A 21,301-nucleotide genomic window follows, 5' to 3' on the forward strand; every position below is an offset into this window, starting at 1 on the left:
ATGAACAAGAAATTATTTACGTTAGCTTCAACTGCAACAGTTGCGGCAGTTGCATTAGCAGGTTGTGTGGAAACAAAATCGGATGTAAAAGAAAATGATGGCAATACAACAGAAACAGCAAGCGCAAAACCATCTATTGAATTACTAGGAATGGCCTCTTCAGAGCAAGATATGAACATTGTGCGTGACCAATTAGTGAAAAATGGCTTTGATGTAAAACTAAACATCCAACCAGATTATGGTTCGTTCAAAGCACAACAAGATGCCGGAAATTTTGATATTTCGATTTCAGGCTGGACTACAGTAACAGGTAACCCTGACTATGCAGTACGTGGATTATTTAAAACAGGTGGCGACTACAGCAATACATCAGATGAAACGGTTGATAAATTAATTGATGAAGCAAGTACATTAACAGGTGACGAAGCAAAGGAAAAGTATAAAGAGCTAGAACAAGCGTTAGTATTCGACAATGCTTATATCGCTCCTTTATACATTTCTCAAAAATTCCAAGGGATATACAAAGCAGAAGTAAATCCAGATACAGTGCGTTTACCGAAATCACGCGCACAAGCTTGGGAAACGATTTCATTCAATGATGAAGCGAAAAATGATAGTGAGACGTTAAATTTACACCAAGCGTTAGCATCATTAACTTCACTTGACCCTGTAAAAGGAAACGATGGCTCGATAAACACATTAAATACAAATATGTATGTACGTTTAGTAAATTTATCAGATACAGATGAAGTTGTTTCAGAGGGTTCATTATCATATGACCATGTAGCTGCTGAAAATAACGAAGAATACTATTTTGTATTACGTGATGATATCAACTTTGCAAAAGTAGAAGGTGAAAAAGCAGTAGATACGGGTGATTTAGTATCGGCAGAGGATGTCGTGTTTTCTTTAAACCGTGCAAAGGATAAAGAATCGGTACCAGATCACCGAACTTATTCAATTCACGAAAACATTGATACAGTAGAAATCGTATCAGATATTACAGCATTAGAATCAGTAAAAACGGCTGACGGTAAAACTGTGTTAGAAGAGCTTTCTGATAAATTACCTGCAGCGATTTCAGAAATCGTAACAGATGAAAAAGCGGTAGATAACGCAGCTGGGAAATACCAAGTAGTGAAACTAACAACGCCAAAACCATTCCCACAGGTATTAAACTACTTAGCGCATCAATCTGGCGGTATTGTGTCAGAAGCAGCCGTAACAGCAGTCAATACGTTTGACGTAGCAAGCTATGATCCTAATAAGGATATTGCTTACGGTGACCAATCAACAGTGACAGAAGGCGCAACGTATGCCAATCATTTAGCGGCATCGGGGCCATACATTTTAGTTAAGAAAAATGACTATGAAGCAAAATTCGTAAAAAACCCAGCGTACCAAGTAGGTTCTGAAAATGAACCGAAAATTAATAACATTTCAGTTCGCTTCATTCAAGACAACGACAGTGCACTTTCAGCATTACGTAACGGTGAAATCCACGTGTTACAATCAGTACCTGAAACAAAAACAGATGTAGTAGAAGGGGATTCAAACTTACAATTGAAAACAGCGGACAGCAACGCAGTATCTTACTTATTATTTAACACAACTGGCCGTGAAACTTCAAAATCAGCTGATTTACGTAAAGCCGTTCTTTACTCAATCAACCAAGATGAATTCATCAGCTACTACCAAGGAAAGAAAAAACCAGCCGTATCAACAGTTTCTCCTTTAGTGGACACAGGGCTTAAATTAGAAGCAGATGCAGCAAAAGTAAAAGAATTCTTAAACGCATATAACGAATCTAAATAATTTCTTAAAAACCGAAGCCACGAATGATCGTGAGCTTCGGTTTTTTGGTGAGATAAAAGTTACATTTATCTTGGAAATCTAAAAATATTTCATTAAGAAGATTGTAAATATTTGAATGGCTAGATGTGGAGAGAGCGACTTCTAGGGGATTAACCCATATGACAACACATTTGTAACCTAGAAAACGTATTTTATGAAAATAAATCTCTCCCATCATTTGGTGAAGAATCATATATACATAAAATAAGGAAAATCAAACAATCAATGCTAATTTCATGTTACACTACTGTTACGATTGAAATTCTAGAAAGGTTGATTGACATGAATAACAAAAAATCAGCATTTTTACTATCAATAGCCGCAATTCCAGCTGCCGTGACATTTGTTAGTAATGATGTGTCTGCCAACAATACATATGACTGGACCCAAGTTCAAGAAGTAATCAAATTAATCGATAAAATCGACCCGACAAGCACTACATATAACTACTATTTGACAGAAGCGTACAATGCATATTATCGCCTGCCGGAATATGAGCGCCAATATGTTTCGAATTCTTCTCGCTTATTTAATTATTATAATAATACAGACTCTAACGGTAATTATATACAAAATAGTTTAGATGTCTTTATTAAAAAAATGATTTCGATTTCGATTAGTAAATCTTCATTTTTACGTGATGTAAAAGAAGCGAATCGTTATTATGATGCCTTATCCGCTGCACAAAAGGCGGGGCTTTCCCAATACTATGTGACGCAGCTTACTACATATAATACAAATATTGCTAAAATGACAGCGGTGGAAAATAGCTTCAATGCGCTCGATGTAATGGATGCTAACTATGTGGCCAATTATTTAGCTGCGTTACGCGACTTCAATACGCTCGATTATAGCTATCGTAAGCTAATCGAAACAGTAGTAAACAAAAAGATAGAGCAATACAATCAATACCATAGCGCAGATTATAATCGTTCCATTGCACAGCAGGTTATTACAGCAATTTCCAAATTGACGACTTCATCAAATGGAGCGGATGTTGTGAAAGTTCGCGCCTTATATAACGGGCTAACTACCATCCAAAAAAGCTATATCTCGAACTATCGCGACCTGCAATATATCGAGGATGTACAAAAGAATATCGAAAATGGCTGGAATCCTGACTATGAAAATGAAGATGAAGAGGATATCCCAAAAGATGAGATTTCTGTCATTGAAAGTGGAACTACCTACACGATTTATTTGCCAGTTGCAAAAATGAAAAAGCATTCCTCTACTACGATTAAAGTGTCTGATACAATCACGCTGTCGATTCCAAAGTCAGCCATTCCTGAATCAAATAAAAGTGCCGTAGTCGTGATGACAATTGACGATTATGAGGATTATGGATTAAATTTTAATGCAACAATGTACGATAAGGAACTTGAATTTTCAACGTATATCGATATTATTGTCAAAGGCTTGAGCGCAAGCGATACGATTTTAAAAGTGGCAGAAAACGGGGATACTGTGGCAGCGCCATTTAAACGTGCGTCACAGCAACATACGATTAAAACAAAGACATCAAATGAATATGTCGTTGAAAATGAGGAGCCGCACTTTTATGATATCGCCAAAGAACCACTCCAATACGAAATTATGCAATTAGCAAAGCGTAAAATTGTATCGGGCTTAGAAGAAAATTATTACAAGCCTAAAGCAAACGTAACGATTGCACAATACGCAGCAATGATTAGCCGCGCGATGGATTTAACGACATCGGACCATGCAACATATAGCGACATTCGTGGGAAATGGTTTGAAGAGGCCATTGAATCACTTATTGCAGCCAATATTTTAGACAGCAAATCAGGTAGCTATTTTTACCCAAATCAAATCGTGACTCGAAAGCAAGCAGCCCAAATGTCCATCCGAATGCTAGAACATGCAGGGGTTGCCATTACCGCACCGAACTACTCAGCTGTAACGTTTAAAGATTTTAAACAAATGACGGGAACTGAACGTTACTATGCGGCAGTTGCCAATGAATTAGGCATTTTCGGTGGGAAAGCAGATGGTCGCTTTGATCCAAACGGTCAATTAACACGCTCTCAAATGGCGAAAGTTTTATACCGAACACTACAAATTGCTAATATGATGTAAATAATGGCAGAGGTATTAGATATGCAATATTGGACAAATGACTTGCGTTTACCCTAGCATTAGAAAACCTGCGGATGAAAGTAGTGGGGTAGCCAATTTGTTTAGCAAAGTTATATTTACCTAAAAAACTTTAAAACATGAGATAACTTAAAAAGATGTTCGGAAATTGGTACATACCATTTCTGAACATCTTTTTTATTTGCGTTAATTAGATAGGGATGTTATTTAGCTAACACCCCAGCAATTTCAGAAATGACGACACGATTTGAAATAACAGGAGATTCACCTCTACCGCTAGCTTGACGGCTGTGTATCGCTTTGAAGTCATCCGAGGTTCTCCAAGCTTCAAATTGCTCCAATGTATCCCAATAGCTCATAATATTCATTTCATCGTGATCTTCAGGTTGTGTACAAACGTTTACTTCCACTTTATTGAAGCCATCCCAATTTAATAATGATTTACTAGCTATAAATGCGGGTGCCATTTTGTGACTGAAGCCTTTTTTTACACAAATACGGTTTGTAACTGTGAACATAATTTCCAGTTCTCCTTTATTATTCTTATTTGATAATGATAATCAATTAACGTTAAAACATAGATTAATTGAGAATAAAATATCTTGTTTTAAAGGTTTGTTTATCCTTTTTAGTTATTGAAATCATTATCATTTATTAGGGATGAAACTTATTATTGATAATGAGAATCGATAAGCGATAAAGGAGTATTAATTATATGAAAAAATGGAAGTGGTTATGCACGGCGATGCTGACAATGGCACTAGCAGCATGTGGGAATGAAAAGGATCGTCAATGAAAAAGAAAATGCCGAAACGTTGATTTAACAGCGTTTCGGCATTATTTAGTTCAAGATAGTTTGATGTAAAGGTACTTGCTGGATTTTCCTTATGCTTATTGTGTTCGTCTGTATTCTTTCTTAGTACCATCTGCAAACGTAATTTCGATTTCAACGGTTTTGAAATTATTTGGTTGTCCAAATTTTTGCAGTACTTCATCGATTACCACATCTGAATCGGTAGTAGCATCAAATGTGAACGATTTAAAAATCGGTAAGAGTGTATCCATTGCTTCATTACCTTGGATCATTTTTTTGTTCAATTCATCTTCAATTTTTACCTCAATACCATTCTTTTCTTTTTCATAGCTCACGTCATAGCTTATATCTTTGTCATATTCAATTTCCAATTCAAAATGTGTAAAGTTAAATGGCGCATCTGCAGGTGCAGTAGTATTGATTGAATTTTGTTCAACAGCTGCATTATCTGGCACATTATTAGCTTTTTCTTTATTACCACATGCAACTAAAAGTGTACTCACTACGATTAAAAATATTATTTTTTTCATGAAAATACCACCTTTCTATTAAGAGTGTACCCATTTTTGTCGTTAATTAAATCCGATTGGCTGTTATTTATCTGTATTTAATGCATAAACACCATAAATTACAGTTGATGAGAATGAGCAATCCTGACCAACGGTTTGTGCTAGGAATTATTCGTAATGATTCAACATACTTATTAGTTACTCGGGGAATTAATATAGCATTTACTTAATTATTGTTTTGAAAAGGTCATAAATATACCAAATACATTATAGGAATACGCACAGATGTTTGCTAAAATAAAGTAGTAAGGGGGGCGATTAAATGAATTCATTTATGGAACGAGCAATCGAGCTAGCAATTGCAAATGTTAAAGAAGGTGGCCAGCCTTTTGGAGCAGTGCTAGTGAAGGACGATAAAATTATTACAGAAGGTGTAAATGAGTTACATATCGTACATGACATTAGTGGGCATGCTGAGTTACTTGCAATTCGGCGTGCACAGCAACAATTAAATACGAATGATTTAACAGGCTATACGATGTATGCAAGTGGTGAACCGTGCGCAATGTGCTTAGCCGCGATGTATTTTGCAAATGTGAAAGATATTTACTTCGCAGAATCAGTAGAGCAAGCAGCGAAAGTCGGTCTTAGTACATCAAAATTTATTTATAACGAATTAAAACAAGATAAACAAGACCGTTCAATGATGATAAAGCAGCTACCAATTGATGAAAAATCAATCAGCCCAATGCAAATCTGGAAAGATAATCAATAATACACGACTACTATGCATTTTTGATGTATAGTAGTTTTTTTTGTGGATAGAAATGTATAAATCTTCGAATACAATCCAGATCAGAAAAGCGATCAATTCACATGATTAGACGCGAAATATACTCTTCTAAACTATTGTTATACAAAACGGATAAGGCGATTTTCAACAAAATTTGAAAAATTATATAAACTTTTTCCTCTACCTCAACCGTCTATTAAGTGTAGATAAAAGAAAAGAAAGGGTCTTACAAAATGAATTCACACATAGAACAGCTATTTACTAACTATGTGCGGGACAACAAAAACCAGCTTTACATATTGGCATATAGCTATGTAAAAAATGAGCAAGATGCACTCGATGTCGTTCAAGATAGTATTCAAAAAGGTTGGACGGCGTTAGGTACTCTTGAAAATCAACACCAAATAAAAAGCTGGTTATATAAAATTGTTGTACGTACAGCCATTGATTTTTTACGTAAAATGAAACGCATTCAAGTTACAGAAGACGATACTTTGATTAACTTAAGTGAACAACAGCACGATGCCTATCGCAATCTTGATTTGGAAAGTGCGTTGGAAAATTTACCTTTTTCATTGAAGCAAATAATCATTCTCCGATTTTTTGAAGACTTAAAGCTAGAAGATGTAGCTAATATTGTAGACATTCCATTGAGTACAGCGAAATCTAGACTTTATAAAGCGTTAAAGCTTTTAAAAATTGATATGGAAGATGAGGAGAAAATACATCATGGATAAAAAATTAAGGGATTTAAAAAAGCAGTATCAAAATATTCCAATACCTAAAGAGTTAGATGAAGTTGTTGAGCAAGCATTGCAACGCAAAAAGAAAAAACAATGGAAACCACAATGGTTCTTCACATTAGCAGCAGCCTCTGTTTTGCTCTTTACAATTTCAATTAATACCAATTCAGCATTTGCTAAAAATATGGCGAACATACCGATCATCAATTCAATTGTAGAAGTACTTACATTTTCAAAATTAGAAGATCATCAAGGCAATCATGAAGCATCGATTGAAATTCCAAAAATTACAGGGGATTCAGAGGAAATTGCCGAGCTCAATGCCCAGTATGCTGCAGAGGGTAGAGAAATTTATGAGCAATACTTGGAATTTTCTGCGGAAATGGATAAGGACGGTCATTTTGGTGTAGAAAGCGGATATCAAGTGTTAACAGATAATGAACAAATCTTGTCTTTTGCACGTTATGTTGTAGAAATGGTAGGTTCATCATCAACTATAATGCGCTATACAACGATTGATAAAACACAGCAAATTGCGATTACATTGCCAGGTCTATTTAAAGATGAACGCTATGTTGAGACAATTAGTAGCTACATTGTAGAGCAAATGAAGCTAGAGATGGAACAATCGAATGGTGAGAAAGTCTACTGGGTAGCGACAGGGAAAGAAGATGATGCACTCTTCGAAAATTTCGAAAAGATTCAAAAAGAGCAAAACTTCTACATTACAAATGAGGGCAAGCTTGTCATCTCTTTTGATAAATATGAAGTTGCGCCAGGCTATATGGGCATTGTAGACTTTGAAATCCCAACCGAACTTATTCAGCCTTTACTCGTAAGCAATACGTATATTAAATAATCGCTTGAAAATTATAGCCAGATATAGCTTTGGATTTGGGGAATAGTTAAACGGTCACTAAATTTATGCACACGATTAAGTACAATTTTTCATGAAAAGAAAAATTGTACTTTTTTTAGAACGACTTTTAAATATACTCTTTGTTATACTCAACACTTGGAGATGAGCTAATAATTGTATAAATAACCCAATAATTTAACAAGAAATACAATATTTTCTAATTTATTTATGTTATAATTATTTTTGTTCTATGCATATTTATATATTTGTAAGGGGATGAACTAATGAATAAATTTACAAAAACTGCTTTTGCAACAACAATAGGGGCATCATTATTATTAACGTCCGTAGCGCCGTTAGTAAAAGCAGAACAATTAATGCCAAGCATTAGCGATTGGGCAATTGAAACGTTAAATGAAGGGGAAAAATACGGGATTTTCCCACTTGAATGGTATTATGATGATTTTCAAACTGCCATTTCTCAAGAGCGATTAAATACATTATTACAATTAACAGAAGAGAAAATCGCCTCTCTTGAATTAGAAAAAAATGAGCAATTCAAACCAGCTATAGTAAAAGGGAATAATACGCGTGGTGATATTGTTAATCGCTTATATAATATTGCTGCTCAGTATAATATTGGTTCAGGGAAAGACCCAGTTACGTATATGCAACAACGTAATGTATTGCGTGGATCTGGAGCAGGGCTAATGCTTGAAGAAAAGGCTACTACACAGCAAGCTGTTATTTTTGCCATTCGTTTAATTCAGGATGTTTATGAGCAAGCAAACGCTGGAGCCAAGGGGGTTGCTTGGGTAGTAGCAGACGAAGATACGACAGTTTATTTATTAGGTTCGATTCATCTAGGTGTGCCGGATCTTTATCCAATGCATAAAAAGCTAACAAATGCCTTTAATGAATCACAAGGTTTATTTGTAGAAGCGAATATCGTAGATCCAGAAGGTATGGAATACTATATGGAAAAAGCGATTTATGAAGAAGGCAAATCTATAAAAGATGATATTAGTGAAGAAGCGTATGCTAAGCTAAAAGAAGTTGCTGAGCTGCTAGAGATGCCAATCGAAGAACTGGAAACGATGAAGCCTTGGTTAATTACTAATAATTTTTCATCGTTAGCAATGGATGGTGCATTTGGTTTAACAGTTGAGGAAATGGCGATGCATGGAATCGATATGCAGTTTTTACTAAACGCTTATTTGCAGCAAAAGCCGATTTATGAGCTAGAAGGTGTCAATGCACAGGTTGATATGTTTGATGGATTATCAAAAGAAGCACAAGAAGAGTCTCTAGTTGGTGTGCTTGATAGCATTTTAGAGCCAGTAGAACAAACGGATGAAGACATTGCATTACTCTCAGAATGGTTTATGAACTGGAAAGTTGGCGATGTTGATAAATTCGCGAAGAGCTTAACTGACATCGAAGGCGATGAATCGGAATATAATAAAATGCTATTCGGTAAACGCGACGAAAACATGGCGAATTCGATTGTGGAAGTCCTTAAAAATGAACCAGGTAAATTCTTTGTCGTTGTGGGGGCAGGGCATTTCTTAGTCGATAAAAATATTCGCTACCATTTAGAGCAAGCTGGATATAGTGTAACACCATTTTACGAATAACATTTCTCCATTGTAACAAGCTCCAAAGCATGTTATTAACTATGCTTTGGAGCTTTTATGATTTAAATAAGTTTATTTGGGTTCAATATATTTTTGGGGTCAAGTGCATGCTTGATTGCTTTCATAGCTGCAAGTGCATTTCCATGCTCTTGTTGCTGATATTCCATTTTTCCAACACCAACTCCATGTTCGCCAGTACAAGTACCCCCGATAGACAAAGCATATTCTACAATTTTTTTATTGTATTGCTTCGCTCGTGTAACCTCATCCTCATGATTCAAATCAATCATTAATAACGCATGGAAGTTGCCATCGCCTACATGGCCAGTCAGCCCACCAATTAAGCCGCTCACTTCTAACTCTTTGCGCGCAAACTCAATCGCATTTGCTAATTCGTTAATTGGCACACAAACATCGGTAGACATAAGCTTTTTACCAGGATTGGCATGAATAAATGCGTACGCTAAATTATGGCGTGCATTCCACAATTGATTACGTGCGGTTGTGTCCTTTTCAAATTGAATATGGGTACAGCCAAAATCTTGTAAAATTTCCGTAGCAAATTCGATATCTTGTTGTAAACCAGCTTCATTACCGTGAAATTCTAAAAATAATGTAGGCTGTTCTGGATAATCCGTTTCACTATATTGATTTACCATACGGATTGATGCAGTGTCTACCAGCTCCACACGTCCAATTGGAATCCCAGCATGTTTTATCGCAGTAACAGCTTGAACTGCAATATTGGTTGAAGAAAATACTGCGCGGCCAGCCACTTCATGTTCTGGAATACCATATACACGCAATGTAAGCTCTGTAATACAGCCTAATATTCCTTCTGATCCAACAAACAAGCCATTCAAATGCAAACCTGACGAAGATTTAGCAGCAGAATTACCTGTATGAATAATGTCGCCATTTGCCAAAACAACCTCTAAATCACGCACTTGATCGCGCATAACCCCATAACGTACCGCCGTCGTACCACTAGCATTTGTAGCGGCCATCCCGCCTAGTGAGGCATCTGCGCCTGGGTCAACTGAGAAAAATAATCCGTGTTTTTTTAGTGCTAAATTAAGCTGAGAGCGAGTGACACCAGGTTGTACTTTTACGAGTAAATTTTCAGGCTCAATCGATAGGATAGTGTTCATTTCATTAAAATCGATCGAAATGCCGCCATTATAGGGAATAATATGACCCTCCAAACTCGAACCTCGTCCAAATGGAATAACTGGAACTTCAAATGTATTCGCTATTTTTAAAATGTCACTAACCTCTTGTGTTGAGCGAGGAAAAACAACTAAATCTGGTAATGCGGGTACGTGATAGGATTCGTCTTGTCCATGTTGTGCGCGAATAATGTCATTATCTGAAACTTGTTCAGGCGTTAAGAAAGCAAGTAACTCAACTTTTATTTGTTCATAATGCATAACATTGCCCCCAATAATCGTAATGTACGTCAACAATAACGAAATTACTTAAAATTGTAAATGTGTTTCTGAATTTTCTTGATATTAATAATTGTATATTTATAGAAAAAATAATAAAATTTTCAACCATCATACATTTTGCCTCGTTATACTAAATAGAAGGGAGTGAAAACCGTGAAAGAACAGGAGCTCGACTTATTAATGAAACAACATAGTGCGCAACTTCTACGCATTGCCTATTATTACACGAAAAATTTACATACAGCCGAAGACATTGTTCAGGATGTGTTTATAAAATTTTATCATTTGAAGCAGCCAATTGATCCGACAATAACCGAGCGATATTTAATAAAAATGACAGTCAATAAAGCGAAAGACTATTTGAAAAGCTGGCATTATCAGCGTCTTGTTTTTCAAGAAAAATGGCTGTCTTTAAAAACTTCGCAACAGGATGCACTCATTGTGCGTGATGAAGAACAGCTCATAAGCGATGCGGTACTGAGCTTGCCAATGAAAGAGCGAGAAATAGTTGCGTATTACTATTTAGAAGGGTTGACGTTGAAGGCGATTTCGGAGCTTCTTCAAATTAATGAAAATACACTGAAATCACGGCTAGTAAAAGCAAGAAAGCTATTAAGAGTGCAATTACAAGAAGTGGAATGGGAGGTGTTAAAGGATGACACGTTATAAATTAAAACAAGTAAAGCAAACTGATGAAATCGAACAGCGAATACGACAAAAGGTGCAGCAGCAAATCAGACAACCAAAGCGACAACGCAATTTTCTTATTCCGATATTAACGATCGTCGTAAGTACAGCCCTTATCTTTTTACTCATTCAGCTATTAACACCGATTGACACACGACACAATACAGCAAGCGAGCCAACCTTAATGAATATTTTTCACGAAATAGAAGGAGATGGCGTCACCTATAATCAAAATTATATGGCTTTCGATATGCAGAATTTAAGAACGCTAAAATATTATAAAGAAGTTCCATATACCGAATTTTTACAGAAAACCAACGTGAATACAATTGATATTCCTACACCATTTCAAATAGAGGATGGTAAAGTAATTGCAGTAAATGATGGCTATTTAACCGAACTTCAATTCCATTTTCCACACAAAGAAGAGTTTATCAATATTTCGATGTCAAGAACATTCGTGGAACCAATCGATTATGACACGCTTGCTGCAACACCAACAGATGCTTATGGAACACCGATTGAGCTAGAGCGCTTAAATCCTTCGACAACTCTAGTAAAAAAATTTTTAGAGGGTAATGGGGGATTAGTGTACAACTATTATTCTTATGATGAAGAGAATAATAGCGTTCATTTGACAGCGACAACTGCTAATGAATTTTATACGATTGCAGATGGTTATATTTATTACATCGGATTTAGTGAAAGTAGCTCGTTGTCAAAAACACAAATGACGGAATTTGTGAAAACTTTTATTAGTCATAATGAGTTTAAAACGCTTGAATTAGAACAAGCAACATTTGAAGATTCATGGCTTACACGTGGTGGGAAAACGATGCTCATATGCTTAGTAATAGCGATTGTAAGCTTTATTGTTGTTCCATTACTCATACAGAAACGTTCGCAAAAGGTACAAAAAATTGTATGGTCACTAGTATGGATTTTCATACAAGCGCCAATTTTGACATGGCTTATTGCTTTTTCTGTAGGTACTTTGTATCGTGACGGTTTTGCCGCTGTTGGTATGTTGACTATTACGTTCCCAGTTTTGCTGATTCTCGGGATTCTCATCATAATTTTCGCAAACAGAAAACGAATAACTTGGCTTGTAATCTTGCATGTTCTTACATTTATTTTTGCTTTTAGTACAGCGATATGGAACAGTCAATATACAGAAACTGATGAAGCAATGTATGATTTTTCTGTACCGCAATCATCCGAACTCGACTCGACAAAAACAATCAGTTATGAGAATAGCTAGGATCAAGTAATTGGCACTTCTCACCCTATTTGGTGGCAGCTTACTCACCCGTATCAAAAAACGTAACCGCGCTCCTCTTGAATGAGAAGCGCGGTTTTTCAGCTTTGTAGCATGGCCATAATCGGCTTACCGATCACCATAAACACAATGTAAATCCCAAGCGCACTTAGTACGGCTTGACCTGGCTTCCAAATGCTTGAGAAATAAAATACTAGGCTTGTAAACAGCACCATACCTATCGCACCGAAAATCGCATTTTGCTGTACAAGCTGAAATGTTTCCGCTGTCATGCTTTTCATTTGCAGGCGCATATTAAGCAGCGTTAAAATCGGCAACAGTGTAATTACACCCGATAAAAAATGCAAATTCGAACGACTTAACCATGAAGCAAGAAGCATCACGGTGCCGCCAATAATAAATTGAATGATATAAAACACGCAATAATTCCCTCAATTCCACTAAAATACAATTACTATATCGTAGTGAGAATGTTTGCACAATAGTATTTACTACGGAATAGCAACAAAGCCAACATGAAAGAAATAACCAAACAATTTTTAGCAATAATCTGCTTTCTCATATTAAAAAAATCCAGATTACAATCGCAAAAATTCATTTTGTAATTTATTCAATTTTGCTACGATTAAAATAGAATTTATGTGAAATTGAGGTAATGCCCTAAAGAGGCTTCCGTGGTAGTAAGCTTACATAAAACGATTAAAAAATTTAAAATATGCAATAAGTTTCTTGATTTATCATAACCGCTTGATGAAAATGATTATCATTTGCATAATTGAAATCATATTATATATATCAAGAAGGGAACGACAATGAATATACCAATTAATGAATTAATAAAATATTTTGCAAATGAAACAATTCAATTCTCAGATTTATTTGTGACGAGCTTAAACCCAAATATCCAAGATAGCAATCGTTACACAGCTGCCCATTATAATGGGCTCGTCATCACTTTGTCTGGCAGTGCCAATTTTTCTTTGAACGGTGAGTGCTATGCCGTGAACAAAGGGGTAGTGTTACATGCCGGTCCGCGAATGGAAATAAATATTGAAGTGACGAGTGATGAGCCTTGGCATTATGTTGTACTACATTATGAAGTTATTGAAAGTACAGTACAGTTTAAAAACTATCATTTTACTATTGATAGTGGTGAAAACCATAAAATTGATTATTTTGTACAGCAAATTATTCAGACGGAAAAAATTCCTGGAGATTTAAATAAACTTAAGTGTAAATCTAATTTTTTACATTTAATTGAAGTTCTCCTTATTTGCGCAAAAATGAAGACTGCAAATAATGTCGTCGATCATGCAGTAAGTTTTATGACTGAAAATTATGCGCAGCAGATAGCGATTGCAGAAATTGCTGAGGAGGTTGGCTGTGATCGCCGTCGTTTAGCGTATTTTTTTGATAAACAAGTGGGCATGTCACCAATTCAGTTTTTAACGGAAATTCGTCTAAAGCACTCGAAAGAAATCCTTCGTACAACAATGATGCCAGTGAAGGAGATTGCTGAGCTGGTAGGTTATCAGGACTCGTTTTATTTTTGCCGTGTCTTTAAAAAGCAATATCAGATGACGCCGACCGATTATCGCAAGCGATTTTTACAATATTGAGCAAAAGTCCATATTTGTTGTAAAAAAATCTATTTACCCTTAATCGTCAGTTTGATATCATCATGAATGTAAATAAACGATAATGAGAATCGTTATCGATACGGAGGAGTATATTTTGAAAAAATATCGTGCTTTAGTTGGTGCAGCAGCGTTAACACTTATGCTTGCGGCATGTAACGGAGATGAAGAGGAAGTAAAATCTTCAGATGCTGCTTCAACGGATGCTAAAACAGAAGAAGTAGCAAAAGAAGTGAAGCAAGAAGAGGCAACTACTCAAAAAGTTACATATTTAGGCAACGAATATGAAGTACCTACACAAACTAACACAATCATCGCAGCAAGCTTAGAAGCGATGGAAGATTCAGCTGTTTTAGGCATTAAACCGGCGGGTGTTATTTCAATGGATGGCTCTTCAATTCCAAAATACTTAGAAAACGAATTAGCTGGTGCGACAGTTGTTGGTAGTAAGAGAGAGCCTAGTGCAGAAGCGATGTTATCACTAAGCCCAGATGTAATTTTAGGTACTAGTAAATTTGATGAGACTCAAATGGCAAACTTTAATAAAGTAGCAACTACATTTCCATATTCACATATCTCAACAAATTGGAAAGAAAATTTAACTTTGCTAGGTCAGTTAGCTGGTAAAGAAGCAGAGGCAGCAGAAGCAATTACGAATTATGAATCTACTTTAACTGAGACAAAAGATAAAATTGCTAATAGCGATTTAAAAGACAAGGATGTTTTAGTTATTCGTGTACGTAGTGGATTAGCAGTTTATCCAGAAGCAGTGTATTTAAACCCTTCATTATATGAAGACTTAGGATTACAAGTACCAGCTGGATTAGCTGTTTTAGAAGCGAAAACAGAAACTAAAATTACATATGAAACGCTTGCAGAATGGAATCCAGATGTGATTTTATTACAATTCGCAGCTGACGAAAACACTGAAAATCCAGAGTTACTTAATGAAATTTTAGAAAACTCAATTTTTAAAAGCGTTACAGCAGCAAAAGAAAATCAAGTTTATGTAAATATTGTTGAACCACTGGCGCAAGGCGGAACAGCTTGGTCAAAAATCAATTTCTTAAATGCATTTAAAGAAAATGTAGTGAAATAGTGATGTGAAAAGCTGGTAAGAATTTTCTTACCAGCTTTTTAACTTTAACTTGCTTCAGCAAATTCTTTTTGTACCGAAAGCGAAGCGACAGGTAAGAAAAGGCCCTTACTTCTATAAGTGGGGGTTCAAACCACGGCTGAATAGAGGTACTTAGGCTAAGGACGCCGCATCGTGCGGCAACGCCTAAGTGACCAACATCGTGTTGGCATAAGCCCCCGGCGGATGTCACAGATTTTTAGAGGAATTTTTCAAGTGAACTTGAAAAAATCTGGACACAATTACGCCGAGGCGTAATTGATTTTATGACAGAAAAGGAGGTTTCAAATGTTGAAAAGTTCAAATCGACACATTATATTATTTTCTATCATTATGCCTATCTTAATCGTGTCGGTATTTTTATTTTCAGTTTCATTTGGTACAAAATCGATACCATTATCTGAAATCTTTAATGCGATATTTAATTTTGATGAAAATGAAGCAAACCATCAAATTATATGGTCTGGCCGAATTCCTAGAGCGCTAGCAGTTTTATTTGTTGGTGCCTTTTTAGCTGCGGCCGGGGCAATTATGCAAGGAATCACGCGAAATTTCCTAGCATCTCCTTCGATAATGGGGGTAACTGATGGTTCAGCATTTTTCATTACAATGACCTTTGTATTTTTACCTGGGATTTCTAGCTTTAAATTAGTAGTGATCTCAATGGTAGGGTCTCTTTTTGGAGCCGCATTAGTATTTGGTTTTGCTTCCATTATTAAAAATGGATTATCACCTGTACGACTCGCAATTATAGGTACAGTTATTGGTACATTTTTGAGTAGCTTTGGAACGGCCGTTGCGATGTATCATCAAATCTCGCAAACAATAACAATGTGGTATAACTCAAAAGTACATACAGTAGATATGGATTTAGTGTTGCTTTGTGTGCCAATCGGACTTGTTGGACTTGCACTTGCTATTTCATTGTCTAGTGCAGTGACGATAACAGCGCTTGGAGAGGATGTAGCGATTAGCTTAGGACAAAAAACGCGCACCGTAAAAGTGTTAAGTATGCTTTCAGTAGCTATTTTGACAGGTACTGCAGTTGCTTTAGTTGGAAAAATTGCTTTCGTAGGATTAGTTGTTCCCCATATTGTACGTATGCTTATTGGGGTGGACTATCGAATGATTATCCCATGCTCGGCAGTTTTCGGAGCATTTTTCTTATCAGCATGTGACTTAATTAGTCGTTATGTAAACTTTCCTTTTGAGACACCAATTGGAGTAGTTACGGCCATAATTGGTGTACCATTCTTCTTATATTTAATTCGTAGCAAGGGCGGTGAAAAATATGCCGCATAAAAAATCAAAATGGATATTTACTATAATTATAATGTTTCTTATGCTCCTTGCAGCGATGTATCTACATTTAACAAGTGGTATATTTACGATGTCTACATCTGAAGTGTTTAAAACGTTATTGCGCATCGAATCTACCCAAAACTTCGATTTAGTCATATTTGATTTGCGATTACCACGTCTCGTTACCGCTGCACTTGTTGGAATGGGTCTCGCGATGGCTGGGGTTGTGTTACAAGGAATTACGAAAAATGCACTTGCCGATCCAGGTATTATTGGGATTAATGCTGGTGCTGGCTGTGCAATCGTTATTTTTATGTTCTTTTTCCAAGTAGAATTAATTGATGTAGAAATTAGTAGCCTCGTGAAAATTTTAATAGTCCCTATTTTTGGGTTTATAGGTGGGGCAATTGCCGCTGCAATCATATTATTTATGTCTTACAAATATGGGCGCATGGATATGCAAAAGCTTATCTTAACCGGAATTGCGATCAATACGGGATTTAGTGCATTGACCTTGTTTTGGTCATTAAAAATGGACGAAAATGACTATCAAGCTGCTGCAATCTGGATGAATGGCTCCATTTACAATTCGAACTGGTATTTTGTATCAGCTATGCTACCTTGGTTATTCATATTAGGTTTCTATATTTATCGAAAAGCGTATATCCTTGATTATTTTCAATTAGAAGAGGAAACGATTCTTAGCTTAGGTATTTCACTTGAAAGGGAAAAAATCAAGCTTCTTTTGGCTACTGTTGGTTTAGTAAGCGCTTGTGTCTCTGTATCTGGAAGTATCGGATTTATTGGGCTGATGGCACCACATATTGCAAGACAGCTTGTTGGTATTTACCATCGTTATTTAATGCCAGTTAGTTTGTTTGTAGGGGCAATTTTACTTGTATTTTCGGATTATGTGGCGAAAACGTTATTCGCTCCGGTTGAATTGTCAGTTGGTATTGTCGTTTCAATCATAGGCATTCCTTATTTCTTATTTTTACTTGTAAAGGCGAAAGGATAAAATACAATGAAAACAGTATTTAAAGTGGATCATTTAACGACCGGCTATGAACAAGCCCGAATTATTGAAGACTTAAATGTGTCGATACCTGAAGGCAAGGTGACGACAATTATTGGTCCAAATGGTTGTGGGAAATCGACATTATTAAAAACGCTTGGTCGTATTTTGAAAAAAGAGCGTGGAGATATTTATCTACAAGAAGAAAATATGAATACAATGTCAACCAAAGATATCGCAAAAAAATTAGCACTTCTTGCGCAATCACCATCTGCGCCTGGGCAATTAAAGGTGCATGAATTGATTGCTTATGGCCGTTATCCGCACCGTAAAAATGTTGGTCGTTTAACAAAAGAAGACATTGAAAAAATCAACTGGGCGATGGAAGTCACTCAAACGAACGAGTTTCGTGAGCGTGAAATCGCAGCATTATCAGGGGGGCAACGGCAGCGTGTGTGGCTTGCGATGGCACTTGCACAAGAAACGGACATTTTATTACTAGATGAGCCGACAACATATTTAGATATGGCACATCAGCTAGAGGTGCTAGAAATTGTGGAACAGCTTAATAAAAACTACGAATGTACCATTATTATGGTACTGCATGATTTAAATCACGCAGCTCGTTTTTCACACGAATTGATTGCGATGCGTAAAGGCCAAGTGTTACATACTGGCACACCAAAAGAGTTGATGACAAAAGATATATTACAGGAAGTTTTCCAAATTGAGGCAAAAATTATTCATGATGACGAGCATGACGTTCCAGTTTGCTTTTCATACAATTTAATGAAGTAGGTGTATACATTGAAATCAACATTTAATGATTATGAATACCAGCTTGATATTTTCGTACCAGAAGAAGCTGCGCCAGCAGAAGGTTTCCCAGTGATTATCGTTTTAGATGGAACACGGTATGCACGTATGATGCACGATACACTTGCTAATCAGCTACGCAATCGTGAAAAAACCGGTGTTGAGGCTGCTATTATCGTTGGTATTGGGCATCATGAAAAAGACATTCCAAATCAACGTTTTTACGATTTTACGGCACCAGCAGAAAACTATAAATTCCCCATGCGTCGTGGCAAAGAAATGCAACCACTACCAGCAGGTGGCGCGGAAAAGTTGATGCAGTATATAACTGGGCAAGTGCTTCCACATATGGCAAAGCAATATGAAGTAAATCCTGAAAATGTATCGCTATATGGTCATTCATTGGGTGGGTTATTTGTATTATGGAGTTATTTACAACACCCGCATGTATTTACAAAATTTGCGGCACTAAGTCCATCGATTTGGTGGAACGAGCACGAGTTACTAGGAATTTTACAAAGTACCGATTTACAAAATCCTGCACCACTTTATATTACAGTCGGTGGTGAGGAAGGCGATATGGTTGACGATGCACAAAAATTCCATGAAATTGCCCACACAAAAGGCATTCAAAGTGAGTTTTATGTCGCAGAATGGGAAAATCATGCGTCGATTATTCCGACAACAATGAGCCGTGTATTACGATTTATAAAGGCATAATGTGATGGAGGAAAAAGGCTTTTGCATCGGTAAAAGCCTTTTGAAGTTTCGAAATAGTGGAATGTATTTCCAATCTCGTATAACTATTACTCAGAAAAAAGCTCGCACTAGTATATTGCGAGTTTTTTTTACTAATGAAAAACTTCCAAAATTTCAGAGTGAATACTGTTGTAAAAGTCAAAAATAGTGTACGATATTTACGGTACAAATAATGCAAGCAGGTGAATCATGAAAAAATTACAATTAAGTTTATTGTTATTAAGCACAACAATTTTATTAGCAGGCTGTCAAAGCGTTGAAAATAAGGAAGGCTTCTTCTATGCAACGTTTGTAAAGCCAATGAACTGGGCACTTGATACATTAGGAAATGCCTTTGATGGTAGCTACGGTTTAGCAATTATCGCTATTACATTAATTATTCGTTTAATCTTACTACCATTTATGTTGAAAACTTATAAGAGTCAATCCGAAATGAAAGTAAAAATGGACAGAGTTCGTCCGCAAATGACTGACATTCAGACGCGATTGAAAGAAGCAAAAACGCAAGAAGAGAAAATGAGCATTCAACAAGAAATGATGGCTTTATACAAAGAGCATAATTTAAACCCATTAAATGTAGGGTGCTTACCGACGCTTATCCAAATGCCAATCATCATGGGGCTATATTTTGCAATCAGGTATTCGACTGAAATTAAAACGCACTCGTTCTTATGGTTTGACCTTGGATCAACAGATTTAATCATGACGGCTATTGCAGGTATTGTCTACTTCATCCAAGCAAAAGTATCATTACAGACCGTTCCAGAAGCGCAAAAGGCACAAATGAAATTAATGATTTATATTTCGCCTATTATGATCGTGTTTATTTCATTATCATCTATGGCTGCACTTCCATTGTATTGGGCAGTAGGAGGAGCATTCTTAATTATCCAAACGTATATAGGAAGAAAGTTATATCCACCAGCACCTGTTGCAGAAAAAAATGAATAAACGTTTAAGACTACTGGCTAAACTGTCGGTAGTCTTTTTATTTGTGGAAATGAAAGTATAAGTTTTTCAAAAAAATCCACATTAGAAAAGATGTTAAATCGCGGAAAAGCAGCAATGATTATGTTTTGAAATAACTTTATAAAAGGTAGTTACTTTTTGTAACTTTTATGTTGACACATACTTTGCGGCGTGATATATTTATCTCGAATTTAAAATAATTCAATTCAAGGTAAAATATTTAAATGAGGTGACTTAAGTCATGAGCTTTTTCAATAAATTATTTGGTAAACACAAAGAGGAGGAATTACAAATGACACAAACATTAAACATCGGGATTATTATCGGTTCAACTCGTGAAGGGCGCGTATCTCCACAAGTAGCTGCGTGGGTAAAAGAAGTAGCAGACAAACGAGGTGATGCAAATTATACAATTATCGACATCGCGGATTACAACTTACCATTTCTAGGAACTGCTGATGCACCAGGCGCAGCAGATTGGTCTAAAGTGGTTGGCGAACAAGATGGATTCGTATTTATCGTACAAGAATATAATCACTCAATTACAGGGGCACTTAAAAACGCATTAGATTACTTACGTGTAGAATGGAATAACAAAGCAGCTGGTATTGTTTCGTACGGTTCAGTTGGTGGAGCACGTGCAGCCGAGCATTTACGTGGTATTTTAGGAGAATTGTTAGTAGCAGATGTACGCGTACACCCAGCATTATCATTATTTACAGATTTTGAAAATGGTACAAAATTCACTCCGAAAGATGTACAAGAGGATTCTGTAAACCAAATGTTAGATCAAGTAATTCCATGGTCTACAGCGTTAAAAACAATTCGATAATATGGTAGAATAGTGAATGGAATGTCCGAAAAGATTTTTCGCGACAACCCATTCCTATTTTTCATACATAATATATAAAGTGAGGGGTTAAG

At 36.2% G+C, this 21,301-nt stretch carries 20 protein-coding genes; 16 read left to right on the forward strand and 4 right to left on the reverse strand.

Going from position 1 to position 21,301, the window contains the following annotated elements; all coding sequences use genetic code 11:
• Complete coding sequence (locus O7776_RS09435) at positions 1-1,815, forward strand: ABC transporter substrate-binding protein (RefSeq protein ID WP_274310335.1); 1,815 nt, start codon at positions 1-3, stop codon at positions 1,813-1,815.
• 321 nt (positions 1,816-2,136) lie between these two features.
• Complete coding sequence (locus O7776_RS09440) at positions 2,137-3,954, forward strand: S-layer homology domain-containing protein (protein ID WP_274310336.1); 1,818 nt, start codon at positions 2,137-2,139, stop codon at positions 3,952-3,954.
• Positions 3,955-4,175: 221 nt separating this feature from the next.
• On the opposite strand, the gene O7776_RS09445 is transcribed toward O7776_RS09440, so the two are convergent.
• Together O7776_RS09445 and O7776_RS09450 are read right to left on the reverse strand one after the other, a co-directional pair.
• Entirely contained in the window at positions 4,176-4,490 is a 315-nt protein-coding gene (locus O7776_RS09445; RefSeq protein ID WP_274310337.1) for an antibiotic biosynthesis monooxygenase, read from the reverse strand.
• A 373-nt stretch (positions 4,491-4,863) separates the two neighbouring features.
• On the reverse strand, positions 4,864-5,316 hold the full coding sequence (locus O7776_RS09450; RefSeq protein WP_274310338.1) for a YusW family protein: 453 nt from the start codon (positions 5,314-5,316) through the stop codon (positions 4,864-4,866).
• Between the two features lie 301 nt (positions 5,317-5,617).
• Between O7776_RS09450 and O7776_RS09455 the strand changes: the two genes are divergently transcribed.
• From O7776_RS09455 to O7776_RS09470, 4 genes are all read left to right on the forward strand, one after another.
• Complete coding sequence (locus O7776_RS09455) at positions 5,618-6,070, forward strand: nucleoside deaminase (protein ID WP_274310339.1); 453 nt, start codon at positions 5,618-5,620, stop codon at positions 6,068-6,070.
• A gap of 251 nt (positions 6,071-6,321) precedes the next feature.
• Positions 6,322-6,825 carry an RNA polymerase sigma factor SigV gene (locus tag O7776_RS09460; protein WP_274310340.1) on the forward strand — a complete coding sequence of 168 codons (504 nt, stop codon included), beginning with the start codon at positions 6,322-6,324 and terminating at the stop codon, positions 6,823-6,825.
• Positions 6,818-7,690: an anti-sigma-V factor RsiV gene (gene rsiV, locus O7776_RS09465; RefSeq protein WP_274310341.1), complete on the forward strand. Its 873-nt coding sequence runs from the start codon at positions 6,818-6,820 to the stop codon at positions 7,688-7,690. Before O7776_RS09460 ends, rsiV begins: the two co-directional genes overlap by 8 nt.
• A gap of 284 nt (positions 7,691-7,974) precedes the next feature.
• Positions 7,975-9,327, forward strand: coding sequence for a TraB/GumN family protein (locus tag O7776_RS09470; protein WP_274310342.1), 1,353 nt, complete (start codon positions 7,975-7,977; stop codon positions 9,325-9,327).
• A gap of 62 nt (positions 9,328-9,389) precedes the next feature.
• Here the strand turns inward: O7776_RS09470 and O7776_RS09475 are convergent, their stop codons facing one another.
• The gene (locus O7776_RS09475; RefSeq protein WP_274310343.1) at positions 9,390-10,757 is read right to left on the reverse strand and encodes an FAD-binding oxidoreductase; all 1,368 of its coding nucleotides are present in this window, start codon (positions 10,755-10,757) and stop codon (positions 9,390-9,392) included.
• A gap of 174 nt (positions 10,758-10,931) precedes the next feature.
• On the opposite strand from O7776_RS09475, the gene O7776_RS09480 reads away from it, so the two are divergent.
• Positions 10,932-11,447, forward strand: coding sequence for a sigma-70 family RNA polymerase sigma factor (locus tag O7776_RS09480; RefSeq protein WP_274310344.1), 516 nt, complete (start codon positions 10,932-10,934; stop codon positions 11,445-11,447).
• Entirely contained in the window at positions 11,434-12,726 is a 1,293-nt protein-coding gene (locus tag O7776_RS09485) for a hypothetical protein (RefSeq protein WP_274310345.1), read from the forward strand. The genes O7776_RS09480 and O7776_RS09485 overlap by 14 nt, the downstream gene beginning before the upstream one ends.
• Positions 12,727-12,824: 98 nt before the next feature.
• On the opposite strand, the gene O7776_RS09490 is transcribed toward O7776_RS09485, so the two are convergent.
• Positions 12,825-13,163, reverse strand: a complete 339-nt coding sequence (locus O7776_RS09490) for a GlpM family protein (protein ID WP_241369637.1) — start codon at positions 13,161-13,163, stop codon at positions 12,825-12,827.
• A 393-nt stretch (positions 13,164-13,556) separates the two neighbouring features.
• Between O7776_RS09490 and O7776_RS09495 the strand changes: the two genes are divergently transcribed.
• From O7776_RS09495 to O7776_RS09530, 8 genes are all read left to right on the forward strand, one after another.
• Positions 13,557-14,363, forward strand: coding sequence for an AraC family transcriptional regulator (locus tag O7776_RS09495; RefSeq protein WP_274310346.1), 807 nt, complete (start codon positions 13,557-13,559; stop codon positions 14,361-14,363).
• Positions 14,364-14,478: 115 nt separating this feature from the next.
• The gene (locus O7776_RS09500) at positions 14,479-15,480 is read left to right on the forward strand and encodes an ABC transporter substrate-binding protein (protein WP_274310347.1); all 1,002 of its coding nucleotides are present in this window, start codon (positions 14,479-14,481) and stop codon (positions 15,478-15,480) included.
• A gap of 327 nt (positions 15,481-15,807) precedes the next feature.
• A complete protein-coding gene (locus tag O7776_RS09505) occupies positions 15,808-16,818 on the forward strand; it encodes a FecCD family ABC transporter permease (protein WP_274310473.1) in 1,011 nt (336 codons plus the stop codon).
• Positions 16,808-17,836: a FecCD family ABC transporter permease gene (locus tag O7776_RS09510; protein ID WP_274310348.1), complete on the forward strand. Its 1,029-nt coding sequence runs from the start codon at positions 16,808-16,810 to the stop codon at positions 17,834-17,836. The genes O7776_RS09505 and O7776_RS09510 overlap by 11 nt, the downstream gene beginning before the upstream one ends.
• Positions 17,837-17,842: 6 nt before the next feature.
• Positions 17,843-18,631: an ABC transporter ATP-binding protein gene (locus O7776_RS09515; protein WP_274310349.1), complete on the forward strand. Its 789-nt coding sequence runs from the start codon at positions 17,843-17,845 to the stop codon at positions 18,629-18,631.
• A gap of 9 nt (positions 18,632-18,640) precedes the next feature.
• Complete coding sequence (locus tag O7776_RS09520; protein ID WP_274310350.1) at positions 18,641-19,369, forward strand: alpha/beta hydrolase; 729 nt, start codon at positions 18,641-18,643, stop codon at positions 19,367-19,369.
• 228 nt (positions 19,370-19,597) lie between these two features.
• A complete protein-coding gene (gene yidC, locus O7776_RS09525; RefSeq protein ID WP_274310351.1) occupies positions 19,598-20,359 on the forward strand; it encodes a membrane protein insertase YidC in 762 nt (253 codons plus the stop codon).
• A gap of 259 nt (positions 20,360-20,618) precedes the next feature.
• On the forward strand, positions 20,619-21,209 hold the full coding sequence (locus tag O7776_RS09530; RefSeq protein ID WP_274310352.1) for an NADPH-dependent FMN reductase: 591 nt from the start codon (positions 20,619-20,621) through the stop codon (positions 21,207-21,209).
• The last annotated feature ends 92 nt before the right edge of the window (positions 21,210-21,301 follow it).

This window comes from Solibacillus daqui (assembly GCF_028747805.1).
Lineage (GTDB): Bacteria > Bacillota > Bacilli > Bacillales_A > Planococcaceae > Solibacillus > Solibacillus daqui.